Origin of the sequence: Rhizobium sp. BT03 (assembly GCF_030053155.1) — a bacterium.
In the GTDB taxonomy this organism is placed as follows: domain Bacteria; phylum Pseudomonadota; class Alphaproteobacteria; order Rhizobiales; family Rhizobiaceae; genus Rhizobium.
In genome coordinates this window covers 1,582,641-1,597,005 of the sequence record NZ_CP125640.1, presented here as the reverse complement: position 1 = coordinate 1,597,005, position 14,365 = coordinate 1,582,641, and the positions used below count along the sequence as shown (strand labels likewise).

Sequence of the window (14,365 nt, the reverse complement as noted above, 5' to 3'; positions counted from 1 at the left end):
GCCCGACCGGGTCAGCTTGCGTTCAGCCGCCTGCGGACGATGCTCGCGTGGAAGTTGGCGCCGTGGATCAGTCCGTCATCGTTGAAATCGTAATTCGGATTGTGAAGCGGCGCGGAATTTTCGCCATTGCCGAGGAAGACGAAGCAGCCGGGGACATGGTCGAGGAAACGCGCGAAGTCTTCCGATCCGGTCATCGGTTCGCGCCGGACCTTGACGTTTTCGGACGGGAAGACGCTGCGGGCTGCGGCAAAGGCTTCCTCGGCCAGGGCGGCATCGTTGAGCAGGGGTATGAATTCCCTGGTATAATTCACCTCGGCCGAGACATTGTGGGCAAGCGCCGTCCCCTCGGCGATCAGGCGCATCTGCTTCTCGATCGCCGCGCTGACCTCGGGTCGGAAGCTGCGGGCATCGCCGAGGATACGCGCCAGCCCGGGCAGGGCGTTGCGGGTGCCGTCGGTCAAGAGTTCGGTCACCGAGACGACGCCGATGTCGGTCGGATCGAGCCGGCGGGAAACGATGGTCTGGAGGTTCGTCACCAATGCGCAGGCGGCGACCAGGACTTCGTTGCCGGAGTGCGGACGCGCGGCGTGTCCGCCGACGCCCTTGAGCACGATCTCGAAATTATCCTCCGCCGACATGATCGCACCGGCGCGGGTCTGGAAAACGCCGACCGGAAGGCCCGGCATATTGTGCAGGCCGTAGATTTCGTCGAAGGGAAAACGCGTCATCAGGCCGTCGCCGAGCATTGCCAGGGCGCCTTTGCCCCACTCCTCGGCCGGCTGAAAGATGAACCGGACGGTGCCGTCGAAATCGCCGTCCTCCGACAGCATCCTGGCGGCGCCAAGCAGCATTGCCGTATGGCCGTCATGGCCGCAGGCATGCATCAGGCCTTCGGCCTGCGATCGATAGGGCCGATCGCCCTGTTCGGTGATCCTCAGCGCATCCATGTCGGCGCGCAGCGCGATGGAACGGTTGCCGCCGCCGCGCCGGAGCGTTCCGACAACCCCCGTGCCGCCGACACCTTCGACAACCTCGTCGAGGCCGAACTCCCGCAGTTTCCGCGCGACGAAAGCCGCCGTTCGCTTCTCGTCGAAGCCGAATTCGGGGTGGCGGTGAAGGTCGCGCCTCCAGGCGGTCATGTCCTGTTCCAGCATCCGGCTGTTTATGCTCATTCGGGCCGTTCCCCTGTTGCAAGTCCGCAGACGACGTCGAGGAGGATATTCGCCCCGGCGACAAGATCCGTATCTGCCGTGAATTCCTTCGGATTGTGACTGATGCCGCCGCGGCTGGGAACGAAGATCATCGCGCTTGGCGCGATGCGGGCGATCATCTGGGCGTCGTGGCCGGCGCCCGATGTCATGCGCCTGCATGCCAGGCTGCGATCCCCGGCGGCAGCCTCGATCAGCCGAACGATCGCCGGATCGAACTTGACCGGCTCGAACCGCGCCAGCCGTTCGACGGATACGCCAACCCCTTCCTCGGCCGAAAGCAGCTCAAGGAATGCGGCGAGCGCGTTTTCCTCTTCCTTCAGCCGGTCTTCATCAGGATCGCGCAGATCGACCGTAAACGCCGCGCGAGAGGGAATGACATTGATGGCGTTCGGCTCAAAAGCGATGCAGCCGACGGTCGCGACAGTCGGCGTGTTCGAGGCTTTCGCCCGGTCCCGCAGAAAGGCGATGACGCGGGCCGCCGCGTATCCGGCGTCCCGGCGCATCGAGATCGGTGTCGTGCCGGCATGGTTGGCATCGCCGTCGATGGTCACCCTCTGCCAGGAAATGCCCTGCAGGTTCTCGACCGCGCCGACCGATACGCCCTCCCTCTCGAGAACAGGACCCTGCTCGATATGCAGTTCGACATAGGCGTGCGGCGTCATGAAGCCGGGCGCATTTCTGCCGGCATAGCCGATCCGCGCCAGTTCATCGCCGAGCACCGTGCCATCCGTGCCCACCGTCTTCAGCGCCGTGGCGATATCGAGGCCGCCGGAATAGACCAGCGAACCCATCATATCAGGCGCATAGCGCACGCCTTCCTCATTGGTAAAGGCGGCAACAACGATGGGGCGCGACGGCTCGAACCCTTCATCTTTCAGCGTCTGGATGACTTCGAGGCCAGCCAGCACGCCATAACATCCGTCATAAATGCCGGCGTTGATCACCGTGTCGATGTGGGAGCCGATCATGATCGGCTTTTCCTCCCCGCCCGCGCCATTCCAGATGCCGAAGATGTTGCCGATGTGGTCGACGGCAACCTCCAGGCATGCTTCCTCGAGCCAGGAGACAAACTGATCGCGCCCCAGCCTTTCGGTCTCGGAGGCCGCCAATCGGACAAGCCTTCCTTCCGCATCGCGGCCGATCTCGCCGAGCTTCGCAATGCGTCCGAGCAGACGCGCGGGATCGATCGAACGGCGGCTCATGCTGAAGCTCCAGCCTTGCATTTCGCGGCGACCGCGGCCGGTGATCGCCCGACGATCTCTTGATATTTGCCGGGATCGGTCGCGCCTTCGGTGTTCACCAGGAAGATGCGCGAATGGCCGTCGAGAGACAATGCTTGCTTGATCGCGGGATCGCCGACAGCGCGGATCAGCCCGGCAAGCCCGACGCCACCACTTTCGCCGGCGACAACCGCCGCGTCGTTTCCAGCCGGATCGGCAAGCCGCTTCATCACCGCGATCGCCTCGTCCTCATCCACGGTCATGAACGCGTCGGCGACGCGGGAGAGAATACGCCAGGCGACGAGCGAAGGTTCGTAACATTCGAGCATCGCCATGACGGTCGGCGCGCCATGGGCAACGGTCACCAAATGTCCGGCCCGCGCCGTTTCGAACAGGCAGGCGGCGCGGGCGGGATCGACGACAATGAAGGTCGGGCGTTTGTCGCCGAAGGCGATAGCCATGTGGCCTGCGACAGCGGCAGCGATCCCGCCGACGCCGGCCTGAATGAAGACATGGGTGGGCGGCTGCGGCATTGCCCTGAGCGCTTCCCTGATAAGGGCGGTGTAGCCCTGCATCACCAGCCCGGGAATGCGCTCATAGCCGGGCCATGAGGTATCCGACACGATGGTCCAGCCTTTTTCCTCGGCCATGCGCGCCGCCTCCCGGACGGAATCGTCATAGGTTCCGTCCACACGGATCATCTCGGCGCCGAAGCGGGCGATGGCGGCGACGCGTTCGTCGCTGACGCCGGCATGCACGAAAATCGCCGCCCGGGCGCCCACCAGCTGCGCACCCTGGGCCACCGACCGGCCGTGATTGCCGTCGGTGGCGCAGGCGACGGTCATCGTCTCGGCCACCTCTCGAACAGGAGAAGAATGCAATTCCGAGACATCGACGGCGCGGCCGAGCCTGTGTGCCGCTTCATCGAGGACAAGCCGGATCACCGCATAGGCGCCGCCAAGCGCCTTGAAGCTGCCGAGGCCGAGCCGGAGGCCTTCATCCTTGATGTGGACCGAACCGACACCGAGTTCGGCGGCCAGTGCCGGCAGATCGACGAGAGGCGTTTCCGCATGGTTTTCCCGGAATGCCAGGTGGCTCTCGACGGCATCCGCGGCTTCCATGCCGAGGGTTTCGGCGTCTCGCGGGTCGAGCGGCTGACGATAGTCGGAATTGCCGTTCAGCAGAAACATGTGCGCCTCACTTCGGTTGTTCGGCTAAAATATATTGCAGAGGCTGCGAAAAAGGCGCTGTATTTCGCGGGTCATTTTGCAATTTTGTTTCGTTGGAGCCCCATTTTGAGCCGCCTGGTAAAATCCCCCTTGGATGCGTTCGACCACAAGATCCTGGCGATCCTACAGAGGGACAATACCACGCCGCAACGCACGATCGGCGAAGCCGTCGGCCTGTCGGCGCCCGCCGTCCAGCGCCGGATCAAGCGGATGACGGAGGAAGGGGTCATCCGGGCAAACGTCGCCGTTCTCGACCCCGCAGCGCTCGGCCAATCGATCACCATCTTCGTGGAGGTGGAGGTTATCAGCGAAACGGCAAAACAGATCGAACAGGCCAAAAGCCAGTTCGCGGCCGCGCCTGAAATCCAGCAGTGCTACTACGTCACCGGCGAGGCGGATTTCATCCTGGTCATCGTCGTCCCCGCAATGGCCGACTACGAGGCGCTGACGCGGCGGCTGTTTTTCGGCAATAACAACGTCAAGCGCTTTCGCACATTCGTCGCGATGGATCAGGTTAAGGTCGGGTTAAGCGTTCCCACAGAGCGTTGAGACCGACGGATCACACCCGCTTGGTCAGCGGAAAGCGCCTCCGGACGTTCAGACAAATCGTCGGCGATAGAGGTGCTGTACGCTACCTCAATCAATTCGCAAATCATTTCAGAAATTACACTGAACGGCCGAACATTTCACAATCACCTCTTGCCATTCGTAGTACCACAACAGACCTTGCGCGATAACAGTCGAGACCGCGACAACCAATATCATCTGTCGGAGCGTGAGGGATTTCCAAAACATAAGCCGAGCTAAAAGCAGGCAGTTCGTCATTCCTGCCGGAAACATCAAAACTGGCACCCATGAAACAAGTTCTGCTTCAAATCGGTTTTTCGACGAACAGCACAAGAAGTATTTGTGGTCTTCCGAAAGGCCAAGAATGACCTCGGTCAACGCTATATACCCACTCCAAACCACCGACACCGGGCCAAGAAGAAACCCCACGACAGCGACGACAAGGAATGCTCCGAATAAAAACAGGAACGCATTCAGGCCCATCATAAAAGCGAGTGTTTTCAGAATGAGGAAGACTGGCGATGCCAGAACACAAAGCAACGTCGCCAATGTCCAAGCCCGCTTTTGTCTCTGAGTTGGAAGGTCGACTTCGGCTTGCACATCCATGCGTGGCCCCTCAAATGTGAAAAGTAAAACGACCATGTGGTGGTAGTGCGTGGCCAAAATCGCTAACTATCTGCTGATCACACTGTCAAGCCATCTATCCCGCGATGATGCAGACGATCAACTCGACCAGCTCGACGAAAAGCAGGAAGCTCGATGCGGCTAGATGTGCTTAAGCGTTGAAGGGCAGACCGGGTGGTTGGGGTCATACCACAGCACGCGCATTACATTCAGACGATGTATACAGTGGACGCGAGGCCTTTGCCGCCGATACCGGCAACCGCTAAGACCGACCGCTCCGCTCACGCCCGCCTGGTCAGCGGAAACCGCTCCCGCAGCAGCCGCAGCACCGATTCCGAGGCGATCGGTGGGCCGAACAGATAGCTCTGCCCGTAGCTGCAGCCCATCTTGGCGAGCTCGATCGCATCCTCGTTGGATTCGATCCCCTCAGCCACCACCTTCATTTCGAGTTCGCGCGCCATTGCGATCACCGATCTGAGCACGGTCGCCTTCTTCTCGCTGCCGTCGCGCACCAGGGCCTTGTCGAGCTTGATCATGTCGAAGGGGAAGCGGGTGAGGTAGGCGAGCGAGGAATAGCCGGTGCCGAAATCGTCGAGCGCCAGGCCGATGCCAGCTTCCTTCAGCTTCTGCAGCACGAGCCGGGCCTGTTCCGGGTTTTCCATCACCATGGACTCGGTCAGTTCGAGCTTGAGGCGCGCGGGCTGGCAATGCGTCTTGGCGAGAACCGAGCGCACGTCGTCATAGAGTTCGTTGTTGAGCAGCTGTACGCTCGACAGATTGATCGACACGAAGATCGGCAATTCGCCGGTCTGGTTCTGCCAGCTCATCAGATCATTGGTCGCCTGCTCCAGCGCGAACATGCCGAGCGGGCCGATGAGATCGGAGGCTTCGGCGATCGGGATGAATTCGGACGGCGGAATATTGCCGCGTTTGGGATGTTCCCAGCGCATCAGCGCTTCGAAACCGGCGACCTCGACATCTTCAAGCCGGGCGATCGGCTGGTAGACCATCGACAATTCCTTGCGCTCGATGGCGCGGCGGAGATCCGTTTCGAGCTGCAGCCGGTCGGTGCCGAAATCGCGAAAGGCCGGCTGGAACGGCTCGACACGGTTGCCGCCGGCCCGTTTTGCCCGGTACATGGCAAGCTCGGCATCGCTGAGCAGGCCGGTGGCGCTCTCCTGCCGGTCCACCCAGGAGGCGAGGCCTGTCGAGGCGGTCAGGATGATCTCGCGATTGGCGAAGTTGATCGGCACCATGATCGCCTTGCTGATCGCATCGGCGAAATCGGCGACCTTGGCCGGATTGTGCTCGGACACCAGGATGAGGCCGAACTGGTCGCCGGCCAGCCGTGCCAGCGTGTCCTGCGGCTTCAACAGCCGGCGCAGGCGCCGGGTCAGGGCGATGAGGATATTGTCGCCGGCCGCGACCCCGAGGGCATCGTTGACCAGCTTGTAGCGGTCGATGTCGATCACCATCACGGTGGGGCGCAGCGTCTCGCCGCCCGGCGCCAGCGCCAGCACCGCCTGCAGCCGGTCGAGGAAGACCTGCCGGTTCGGCAGGCCGGTCAGATTGTCGTGCAGCGCATCCTGCAGCAGCCGCTCGACCGAGTTTTTCTGCTCGGTGACGTCGACGATCGTGCCGACGCAGCGGATGATCTCGCCGTTCGAGCCGAGCACCGGCCGGGCGCGGATCAGCAGCCAGTGGAAATGCCCGTCCTCGGCGCGGATGCGGAATTCGTGGTTCAGCCGGCCGCGCCGGTGTTCGAGCAGCACGTCGAGCGTGGCGCGGAAGCGGTCGCGATCATCAGGGTGCAGCCGCGGCAGCCAGTTGCGCGCCGCCCCATGCATGGTGCCCGGCGATAGGCCGAGCTTGATCGAGACGTCGGGAATGGTGACGACGCGGTCGCGCGCCACGTCCCAATCCCACACCATGTCGCCGGAACCGGTCAGCGCCAGCGATTGCCGTTCGAGATCGGAAAACAGCCCTTGCTGGAAGGCGCCGCCGGCAAAGGCGTGCTGCATGACGGTGAAGCCGATCAGCAGCACGATGAGCACCAGGCCGCCGCCGAGTGCGGGCTGGATGATGTCGTTGTCGAGCCGCCCGGTCACCGTCAGCCATGCGCCGAACAGCCAGACGAGCGTCAGCGCCCAGGCCGGCACCAGGAGGATGGCGCGGTCGTAGCGGTTGAAGCCGAGATAGACGATCAGCAGCAGCCCGGTCGCCGCCGTCAGCGCGAAGGACAGCCGGGCGATGCCGGCGGCAATCGACGGATCGTAGATCGCCACGCCGAAGAGCAGGGCAAGGCCGAGCACCCAGGCGAGCGTGGCGTAACCGAGATGCGCATGCCAGCGGTTGAGGTTGAGATAGGTGAAGAGGAAAATGACGAAACTGGAGGCGAGCGCCACCTCAGCGCAGGCGCGCCATATTCGCTGGTCGGCCGAGGCGACGCTGATCAGCTTGCCGAGAAAGCCGAAGTCGACGCAGATATAGCCGAGCACCGCCCAGGCAAGGGCTGCGGTCGCCGGCAGCATCGAGGTGCCCTTGACGACGAAGAGGATGGTCAGGAACACCGCCAGCAGGCCGGCAATGCCGAGCACGATGCCGCGATAGAGGGTGAAGGCGTTGATCGTGTCCTTGTAGGCGTTCGGTTCCCAGAGATAGATCTGCGGCAGCTCCGGCGTCGACAGCTCGGCGACAAAGGTGATGACGGCGCCGGGGTTCAGCGTGATGCGGAAGACATCGGCCTCGTCGCTCGGCTGCCGGTCGAGCGCGAAACCTTCGCTCGGCGTGATGGCGCTGATGCGCTGCGAGCCGAGATCCGGCCAGAACAGCTTGGAATTGACCAGGCGGAAATGCGGCGCGACGATGACGCGCTCCAGCTGCTCCTCCGAAACATTGGCGAGCGCAAACACTGCCCAGTCGCCCTGGTGGTTTTCCGAGCTTGCCCTGACCTCGATGCGGCGGCGGATGCCATCGGCGCCGGCCGCCGTCGAAACCTGGAAGGCTTCGCCCTGATTGACATAGATTTCGGTCGTCGCGGTCAGGTCGAGCGCGGTGTCGTCACGGGAAATCTTCACCGGTTCGGCCGCCTGGGCAGTGCCCGCCGCCAGGGCGAAGACTGCCAGGAAAAGGGCTGCGATCACCGCGATCATTCGTCCGGACGGTGATTTGGGCAGCATGCGGTCTTTGGTCATCGGCTGTCGGTTATCCTGCCTTTATCCGTATCGGTGGCGAGACGTGAAAACATCACATGGTCGTGCCACTGACCGTTGATCTTCAAATATCCGCGCAGATAGCCTTCCTGCTGAAACCCGGCCTTTTCAAGCAGGCGGATGCTGCGCGCGTTATCTGGAATACAGGCTGCTTCGATACGGTGCAACTCAAGCCCGGTGAAGATATAAGGAATAACCATTTGAAGGGCGGCGAACATATGCCCCTGGCCGGCATGGCGCTCGCCCATCCAGTAGCCGATCATGCAGCTTTGTGCCGCGCCCCGTCTGATATAACCGATGGTGATGCCGCCGACGAGGGTGTGGTTTTCCTTGAGGAAAATGAACAGCGGGATTGCCTGGCCCGAGGCATATTCCTGCTTGCCGCGGATGACGCGGGCGCGGTAGGCGCCTTCCGTCAGCTCGTCGCGCCGCCAGGTCGGCTCCCAGGGCTCCAGGAACTTGCGGCTTTCGGCGCGCAGCCGGTGCCACTGGTTGAAATCCTGGTAGCGCGGCAGGCGCAAGAGATATCGGTCGTTTTCCAGCTCGACCGCATCCGGCTGCCGCGACAGAAACCGAAACACCGATTTTGGCATCCATCACTCCCGGCAGGACGAACGCCGGCTCAGCGGCCGGCCTGCATCGTTTTCGGTGCCGGGACCGAAAGCGAAGCGGTGATGTCTTCCATCGGCGCGAGCTGTTCCAGCGGACCGATCGCCGAAAGCGTCGGCACCGTGTCGTAGAACAGCCGGCCGGCGAGATCGGTCAGCCGCTCGATGGTGATGCCCTCAAGCCGTTCCATCATCTCCATATTGGAGATCGGCCGGCCGTAAAGCATCATCTGCCTGGCGATCTGGCCGGCGCGCGACGCCGGGCTTTCCTGGCCCATCAGCAGCTGGGCGCGGATCTGGGCGCGGGCGCGCTCGATTTCCTTCTGGTGGATCTGATCGGCGGATTTGTGCAGCTCGTCGATGATGACGGGCACCAGCTCCGGCAGGTTCTCGCCGCCGGTCGCGGCATGAATGCCGAAGATGCCGGTGTCGGAAAAACCCCAGTGGAAGGCATAGACGGAATAACAGAGGCCGCGGAACTCGCGCACTTCCTGGAACAGCCGCGAGGACATGCCGCCGCCGAGGATATTGGCGAGGATCTGCGAACAGTAGAAATCGCGGGCATGATAGGGCTTGCCCTCGAAGCCGAGCAGGATCTGCGCGTCCATCAGGTCGCGCGGCTCGCGCACGCTGCCGCCGATATAACGCGCCGCTTCCATGACCGGCGGCGCCGAAGGCTCGCTCGGCAGGCTGGCGAAACGATCCTCGACCATGCGCAGGAATTCGTCGTGCTCGACGGCGCCGGTGGCGACCACGAACATCCGGTCGGTCGTGTAATTGCGGCCGAGATAGCCGCGGATCTGCTGCGGCGTGAAGGAAACCACGGTCTCCGGCGTGCCGAGAATGGCCCGGCCGAGCGTCTGGTCGCGATAGGCGACCTCGGAGAACCGGTCGAACACCACGTCGTCGGGCGTGTCGTTGGCGGCATTGATCTCCTGCAGGATCACCTGCTTCTCGCGCTCCAGCTCTTCCTCCTCGAAGGCCGATTCCGTCAGGATGTCGGCAAGGATATCGACGGCGAGCGGCACATGGTCTTTCAGCACGCGGGCGTAATAGGAGGTCGTCTCGGTCGAGGTGGCGGCGTTGACTTCGCCGCCGACATCCTCGATTTCCTCGGCGATCTGGCGGGCCGAGCGGCGTCCGGTTCCCTTGAAGGCCATGTGCTCGAGCAGGTGGGCGATGCCGTGCTCGTCTGCCGTCTCGTTACGCGATCCCGATTTGATCCAGACTCCGAGCGCAACGCTTTCAAGGTGCGGCATGGTTTCTGTCACTACTGTCAGCCCGGATTTCAGCCGGGTGCACTCAACTGTCATTGGCTATCTTTCTGCGCCTGCCGTCGTCTTGCCGCGGGCGTGTTTGCCGATAAAGGTTTCTACGGCTTTCAGCTCCGGTTCGATGATCTGGAAGCGCTCCTCCCTGTGCATCAGATCAGCAAGCCACGTCGGAAGCGCCGGGTCAATACCGCAGGCCGATTTTACGGCGGCCGGGAATTTCGCCGGATGCGCGGTCGAAAGCGTCACCATCGGCGTATTCGGCTTTTCCTTCTTCCTGGCGACGAAGACGCCGATCGCCGAATGCGGATCGAGGAGATAGCCGGTCTCGGCATGGGTCGTGCGGATCGTCTCGGCCACCTGCTTTTCGCTGGCGCGCCCGGCGCGGAAGTCGCGGCGGATCGCCTTCAGCGCTTGCGGGCCGATCTCGAAACCGTTGGATTGTTTGAGGCTTTCCATGGCCGCGCGCACTTTCGAGGCGTCGCGCCCACAGGCTTCGAACAGCAGCCGTTCGAAATTCGAGGAGATCTGGATGTCCATCGACGGCGAAGTCGTCGCCTTGACCGCCTTCATGTCGTAGCGGCCGGTCTTCAGCGTGCGCTCGAGGATGTCGTTCTCATTGGTGGCGATCACCAGCCGGTCGATCGGCAGGCCCATGCGCTTGGCGCCGTAGCCGGCGAAGATATCGCCGAAATTGCCGGTGGGCACCGTGAACGAGATCTTCCGGTCCGGCCCACCGAGCGCCACGGCGGTCGTGAAATAATAGACGATCTGGGCCATGATGCGCGCCCAGTTGATCGAGTTGACCCCGGAGAGGCCGACCTTGTCGCGGAACGCCGCGTCGTTGAACATCGCTTTGACGAGGTTCTGGCAATCGTCGAAATTGCCCTCGACGGCCAGCGCATGCACGTTGCCGGCTTTGGAGGTCGTCATCTGCCGCTGCTGCACCGGCGAGACCTTGCCGTGCGGGAAGAGGATGAAGATATCGGTGCGCTCGCGGCCGGCAAAGGCGTCGATCGCCGCCCCGCCGGTATCGCCCGAGGTGGCGCCGACGATCGTCGCCCGCTCGCCGCGCTTCTCCAGCGCATAATCCATCAGCCGGGCGAGCAGCTGCATCGCCACGTCCTTGAAGGCCAGCGTCGTGCCGTGGAACAGCTCCATGACGAAGCTGTTCGGCCCGGTCTGCACGAGCGGCGCGATCGCCGGATGGCGGAAGGTGCCGTAGGCCTCGTCGATCATCGCCCGGAAGGTCGCCGCGGGGATCTCGCCATTGGTGAAGGGCGAAAGGATGGTGAAGGCGATTTCCTGGTAGCTCTTGCCCCTCAGCGCCCGGATTTCTTTCTTCGAAAACTGCGGCCACTCCCGGGGAACATAGAGCCCGCCGTCGCGCGCCAGCCCCGTCAGCAGGGCGTCGCAAAAGCCGAGGGCAGGGGCCTCGCCGCGGGTCGAGATATAGTCCACGTTGGTCATCCTTGATCTATCGCTGGAGGAAATCCGGTCGGGCTGAGCCGTGGCCCGCACTGCCGGAAACCGGCCCCGGAATCGAGAAGGGGCTGCGCTTGCGGCCATACCATCGCCGTTATCTTGTTGAAGTTGCCCGCATCCGGCGGCGAAAAGTGCATCAAAACGGCGCGTACCCAATCGATTTTTGTTTGCGCCGCTGATATAGACCATCGCAAACCGTCGTGAAAGGCCTCACGGAAAAGACATGAGGCCTCCAAGAAACGCTTGTGCAAAGGGTGGAACATAGTGCTCGGCAAGGTCTCGCGTCTCATCGTCTCCGCTTCTCTTCTTGCCCTGCTCGCCAGTTGCGATACGCTGGGCATCGGCGGCGACAGCAAGTCGGCGGCGCCGGCGCAGTCGAACGGCACCGCCCAGATCATGCCGCTGGCGCCGGCCAATCCAACCTCGAACAATCCTTCGATCGGCACCGCAAAGACCGCGCAGGGCGCCGTCGCCCCCGTCGTCCAGGGCGCCTGCCCGCAGATCTTCATGCGCGACCAGGATGCGATCTTCCGCACCTATGCCAAGGGCAAGAAGGACGATGCGCAGCAGATCGTCTTCCAGGCGTCCTTCGGCGATTACACCCGCCAGTGCACGCTGAACGAGGCGAACCTGACGATGACCATCGTTGCCCAGTTGCGCCTCATCACCGGCCCGGCCGGCGCTCCCGGCCCGGTGACCCTGCCGATCCGCGTCACCATCCTCGACGGCGAGACCGTGCTCTATTCCGAAGTCACCAAATTCCCGACCGAGATCCCGGCGGGCGCGCCGGGCACCCAGGTGATCTTCCGCAAGGACGGCATCAAAATGCCCGTCGGCGCCGGCGCCCTGGTGCGCGTCAACGTCGGCTTCGACACCCAGCCGGCCAAGACCAAGAAGAACAGCTGATTTATTCTCCGCCTCCATATGCGACGGCAAAACTGCGCTATTCCTGAGCGGGCGTTCGACCATTCAGAATCCGCTCAAGCTCGCTCGTCCGGGATCTCGGCAGCCCCGCTTCCTCAGCGAACTGCGGCCAGCTTTCGATAGCGGTTCGAACGTCGTCGACGACATCCCTGGCGTCCCGGTCAGGGATCGATGCCTGCCTGGAGACAGTCAGCAGGTGAGCCATGTCAGGGGCCCTTCCTTCGCCGGCGATATCGGCGCTGTGTTCTCCTCCTGGGCCTGAAGAGAAGGTCAGGTCGTAAGCGGGAGAGAGCCTCCATCGCCCGTCGCCCTTCATCAGGAAGGCGTGGTTCTTCGCGTGGTCGTCCCGGTTCCGGGAGTAGACGTTGAAGACCATGCGCCGAAACATCCTGAGAACTTCGGAACTGTCGCGCGTCATCATCAATGTCAGCTTATGAAGCGCGCCGTAGTTCACCGATGCCTGTCGATGGCTGGCATTCAAGATGCCGCTGGCAGTATGCATATGCAGCCGGCCGGCCGGCGTTCGATCGAAGCGTTTGGTGGCGAAGAGTCGGTTTCCCTTTTCTGTGTGGAATATGCGCGTCTCGGCCATCTCCAACCCTGCGGCGCGTGCCATCAAAGCATAGGCCTGCTCCTCGACGCCGATGTCGGCGGGGTCGCCAATGCCGCGCGCCTTGACCATCCATCGATCAAAGCCGCGCTCCATGTCCTGGCCATAATCCAGAACCCAGCTATTCCTGGCCTCATGGAAGCCGATCATGATTTTTGGGCGCGCTCCGGCAGAGCCGCCCTGCGCGCCTTGCAAGGTGTCGATGTCGGCAATATCCCGCTCGGCTTGAACAAGGTCGACCTGCTCGACGAACCAATCCCAGTCGATGTCGCGGCCGGGTTTGCCTTCGCCGTCATCCAGCTCGGGGATATAAGCAAGCGCTCCCATCCCGGTCTTTCCAACCGCGGAAAGGCGATCCAGCGGGGTCAGCAGATGATAATCGATCCCGGCCTTGCGAAGACGGCGATCAAGCAGGAGCCGGCCCCATCCGTCCGGCAGACTGTCGTTGAACAAGCCATGGAGCCCGTCGAACGGATCGCGCGGCGCCGCGATCAGGCCTGTATTTATCTTCAGGTTGAAGGGCGAGACGGGCAAAGGTGCCGCGATGAATTCCGCAGAATATTCGAAATAGGCCCGGCGTTCGTCGTTGCTCCACGCGAGGGTCCCTAAACGTCTTTCGCGACCCTCGAGATCGAGAACGACGCTCATTTTTCGGATCGGCTTGAATTTCATCTCTTCCGCACCCTCTGCCTGACGGGGCGGCCCACGACTTCGTCAATTGTCTTTGGCGGGCGCGGCGGAAACAGCTGTTCGAACTCTGCTTCGGCTTCCAGGACAAAGGCGATCTTCACAAGGGCTTCAAGCGAAATCTTTCCCGTTTCCTCGAACAGCCTGAGAGATCCATAGGAAACGCCGGCCCTTGCAGCCAGCTCTCTCTGGGTGAGGTCGGCATCAATCCGCCGGCGCTTCATCCTTTCCGACAGGCCATCGATCACCTCGGCGGGAGAGGTGATGTTAAATGCGAACATGATAGCGCTTATCTCCATGATTGGAAGATTGTTGCTATTATTATAGCACTTATGCCCGGATTGCAATAATGCGATCTGGTGCCCCTCATCGGAGCATGCCGCAAGCACTTTGCTCGGCGGGTCGCTTGTCAGTTGATAGGAAAGACGTGCCCGTCCGCATGGGTCCTCGGGTCAAGCCCGAGGACGACGGAGGGTGGGGGAGCGTGTGCGGCAAGTGTCGCAGGCGCAGCGGTTTGGCGGAATTGGCGACCGTTATTTTGCCCGATCCGCAAGCAAAGCCGCTCGCTGCCGGAACTCCTCCAGACGTCTCGCTTCTTGCCGGTCGCTCTCCCCACTCTCCGTCATACTCGGGCTTGACCCGAGTATCCACGCCACGAGCACTCCGCTTGAATTCTGTTCGGATCGCCTTGCCAGTTCAACAGCAACGAAGTGCCCG

Annotated in this window: 12 protein-coding genes; 2 read left to right on the top strand and 10 right to left on the bottom strand. The window is 62.5% G+C overall.

The features are described 5' to 3' along the window. Positions 1 to 11: 11 nt before the first annotated feature. The 3 genes from QMO80_RS07945 to QMO80_RS07935 are packed head-to-tail and all read right to left on the bottom strand — an operon-like array spanning position 12 to position 3,621. On the bottom strand, positions 12 to 1,172 hold the full coding sequence (locus QMO80_RS07945; protein ID WP_283199583.1) for a M20 aminoacylase family protein: 1,161 nt from the start codon (positions 1,170 to 1,172) through the stop codon (positions 12 to 14). Continuing rightward, positions 1,169 to 2,413 carry a Zn-dependent hydrolase gene (locus QMO80_RS07940; RefSeq protein WP_283199582.1) on the bottom strand — a complete coding sequence of 415 codons (1,245 nt, stop codon included), beginning with the start codon at positions 2,411 to 2,413 and terminating at the stop codon, positions 1,169 to 1,171. Before QMO80_RS07940 ends, QMO80_RS07945 begins: the two co-directional genes overlap by 4 nt. Further along, on the bottom strand, positions 2,410 to 3,621 hold the full coding sequence (locus QMO80_RS07935; RefSeq protein ID WP_283199581.1) for a diaminopropionate ammonia-lyase: 1,212 nt from the start codon (positions 3,619 to 3,621) through the stop codon (positions 2,410 to 2,412). The genes QMO80_RS07940 and QMO80_RS07935 overlap by 4 nt, the downstream gene beginning before the upstream one ends. 105 nt (positions 3,622 to 3,726) lie before the next feature. Here QMO80_RS07935 and QMO80_RS07930 point away from each other — a divergent pair, with 105 nt between their 5' ends. After that, positions 3,727 to 4,209 carry an Lrp/AsnC family transcriptional regulator gene (locus tag QMO80_RS07930; RefSeq protein ID WP_283199580.1) on the top strand — a complete coding sequence of 161 codons (483 nt, stop codon included), beginning with the start codon at positions 3,727 to 3,729 and terminating at the stop codon, positions 4,207 to 4,209. Positions 4,210 to 4,317: 108 nt separating this feature from the next. Here QMO80_RS07930 and QMO80_RS07925 read toward each other — a convergent pair whose 3' ends face one another. The 5 genes from QMO80_RS07925 to thrC all read right to left on the bottom strand — a co-directional run bounded on the left by QMO80_RS07925 (position 4,318) and on the right by thrC (position 11,412). Beyond that, positions 4,318 to 4,833: a hypothetical protein gene (locus QMO80_RS07925; protein ID WP_283199579.1), complete on the bottom strand. Its 516-nt coding sequence runs from the start codon at positions 4,831 to 4,833 to the stop codon at positions 4,318 to 4,320. A gap of 299 nt (positions 4,834 to 5,132) precedes the next feature. Beyond that, entirely contained in the window at positions 5,133 to 8,045 is a 2,913-nt protein-coding gene (locus QMO80_RS07920; protein WP_283199578.1) for a sensor domain-containing phosphodiesterase, read from the bottom strand. Beyond that, positions 8,042 to 8,656, bottom strand: coding sequence for a GNAT family N-acetyltransferase (locus QMO80_RS07915; protein ID WP_283199577.1), 615 nt, complete (start codon positions 8,654 to 8,656; stop codon positions 8,042 to 8,044). The genes QMO80_RS07920 and QMO80_RS07915 overlap by 4 nt, the downstream gene beginning before the upstream one ends. A 29-nt stretch (positions 8,657 to 8,685) precedes the next feature. Further along, positions 8,686 to 9,984: a pitrilysin family protein gene (locus QMO80_RS07910; protein ID WP_097624125.1), complete on the bottom strand. Its 1,299-nt coding sequence runs from the start codon at positions 9,982 to 9,984 to the stop codon at positions 8,686 to 8,688. Between the two features lie 3 nt (positions 9,985 to 9,987). Continuing rightward, positions 9,988 to 11,412, bottom strand: coding sequence for a threonine synthase (gene thrC, locus QMO80_RS07905; protein ID WP_283199576.1), 1,425 nt, complete (start codon positions 11,410 to 11,412; stop codon positions 9,988 to 9,990). Between the two features lie 276 nt (positions 11,413 to 11,688). On the opposite strand from thrC, the gene QMO80_RS07900 reads away from it, so the two are divergent. After that, a complete protein-coding gene (locus QMO80_RS07900; RefSeq protein ID WP_283200137.1) occupies positions 11,689 to 12,333 on the top strand; it encodes a hypothetical protein in 645 nt (214 codons plus the stop codon). A gap of 37 nt (positions 12,334 to 12,370) precedes the next feature. Here the strand turns inward: QMO80_RS07900 and QMO80_RS07895 are convergent, their stop codons facing one another. Together QMO80_RS07895 and QMO80_RS07890 are read right to left on the bottom strand one after the other, a co-directional pair. Further along, a complete protein-coding gene (locus QMO80_RS07895; RefSeq protein WP_283199575.1) occupies positions 12,371 to 13,633 on the bottom strand; it encodes a type II toxin-antitoxin system HipA family toxin in 1,263 nt (420 codons plus the stop codon). Continuing rightward, positions 13,630 to 13,929 carry a helix-turn-helix domain-containing protein gene (locus QMO80_RS07890; RefSeq protein ID WP_283199574.1) on the bottom strand — a complete coding sequence of 100 codons (300 nt, stop codon included), beginning with the start codon at positions 13,927 to 13,929 and terminating at the stop codon, positions 13,630 to 13,632. The genes QMO80_RS07895 and QMO80_RS07890 overlap by 4 nt, the downstream gene beginning before the upstream one ends. Positions 13,930 to 14,365: the final 436 nt, after the last annotated feature.

Coding starts and splice junctions, on each gene's coding strand:
- QMO80_RS07890 (WP_283199574.1), bottom strand. CDS start 13,929: ATGTTCGCATTTAACATCACCTCTCCCGCCGAGGTGATCGATGGCCTG.
- QMO80_RS07940 (WP_283199582.1), bottom strand. CDS start 2,413: ATGAGCCGCCGTTCGATCGATCCCGCGCGTCTGCTCGGACGCATTGCG.
- QMO80_RS07945 (WP_283199583.1), bottom strand. CDS start 1,172: ATGAGCATAAACAGCCGGATGCTGGAACAGGACATGACCGCCTGGAGG.
- QMO80_RS07910 (WP_097624125.1), bottom strand. CDS start 9,984: ATGACAGTTGAGTGCACCCGGCTGAAATCCGGGCTGACAGTAGTGACA.
- QMO80_RS07920 (WP_283199578.1), bottom strand. CDS start 8,045: ATGACCAAAGACCGCATGCTGCCCAAATCACCGTCCGGACGAATGATC.
- QMO80_RS07935 (WP_283199581.1), bottom strand. CDS start 3,621: ATGTTTCTGCTGAACGGCAATTCCGACTATCGTCAGCCGCTCGACCCG.
- QMO80_RS07895 (WP_283199575.1), bottom strand. CDS start 13,633: ATGAAATTCAAGCCGATCCGAAAAATGAGCGTCGTTCTCGATCTCGAG.
- thrC (WP_283199576.1), bottom strand. CDS start 11,412: ATGACCAACGTGGACTATATCTCGACCCGCGGCGAGGCCCCTGCCCTC.
- QMO80_RS07915 (WP_283199577.1), bottom strand. CDS start 8,656: ATGCCAAAATCGGTGTTTCGGTTTCTGTCGCGGCAGCCGGATGCGGTC.
- QMO80_RS07925 (WP_283199579.1), bottom strand. CDS start 4,833: ATGGATGTGCAAGCCGAAGTCGACCTTCCAACTCAGAGACAAAAGCGG.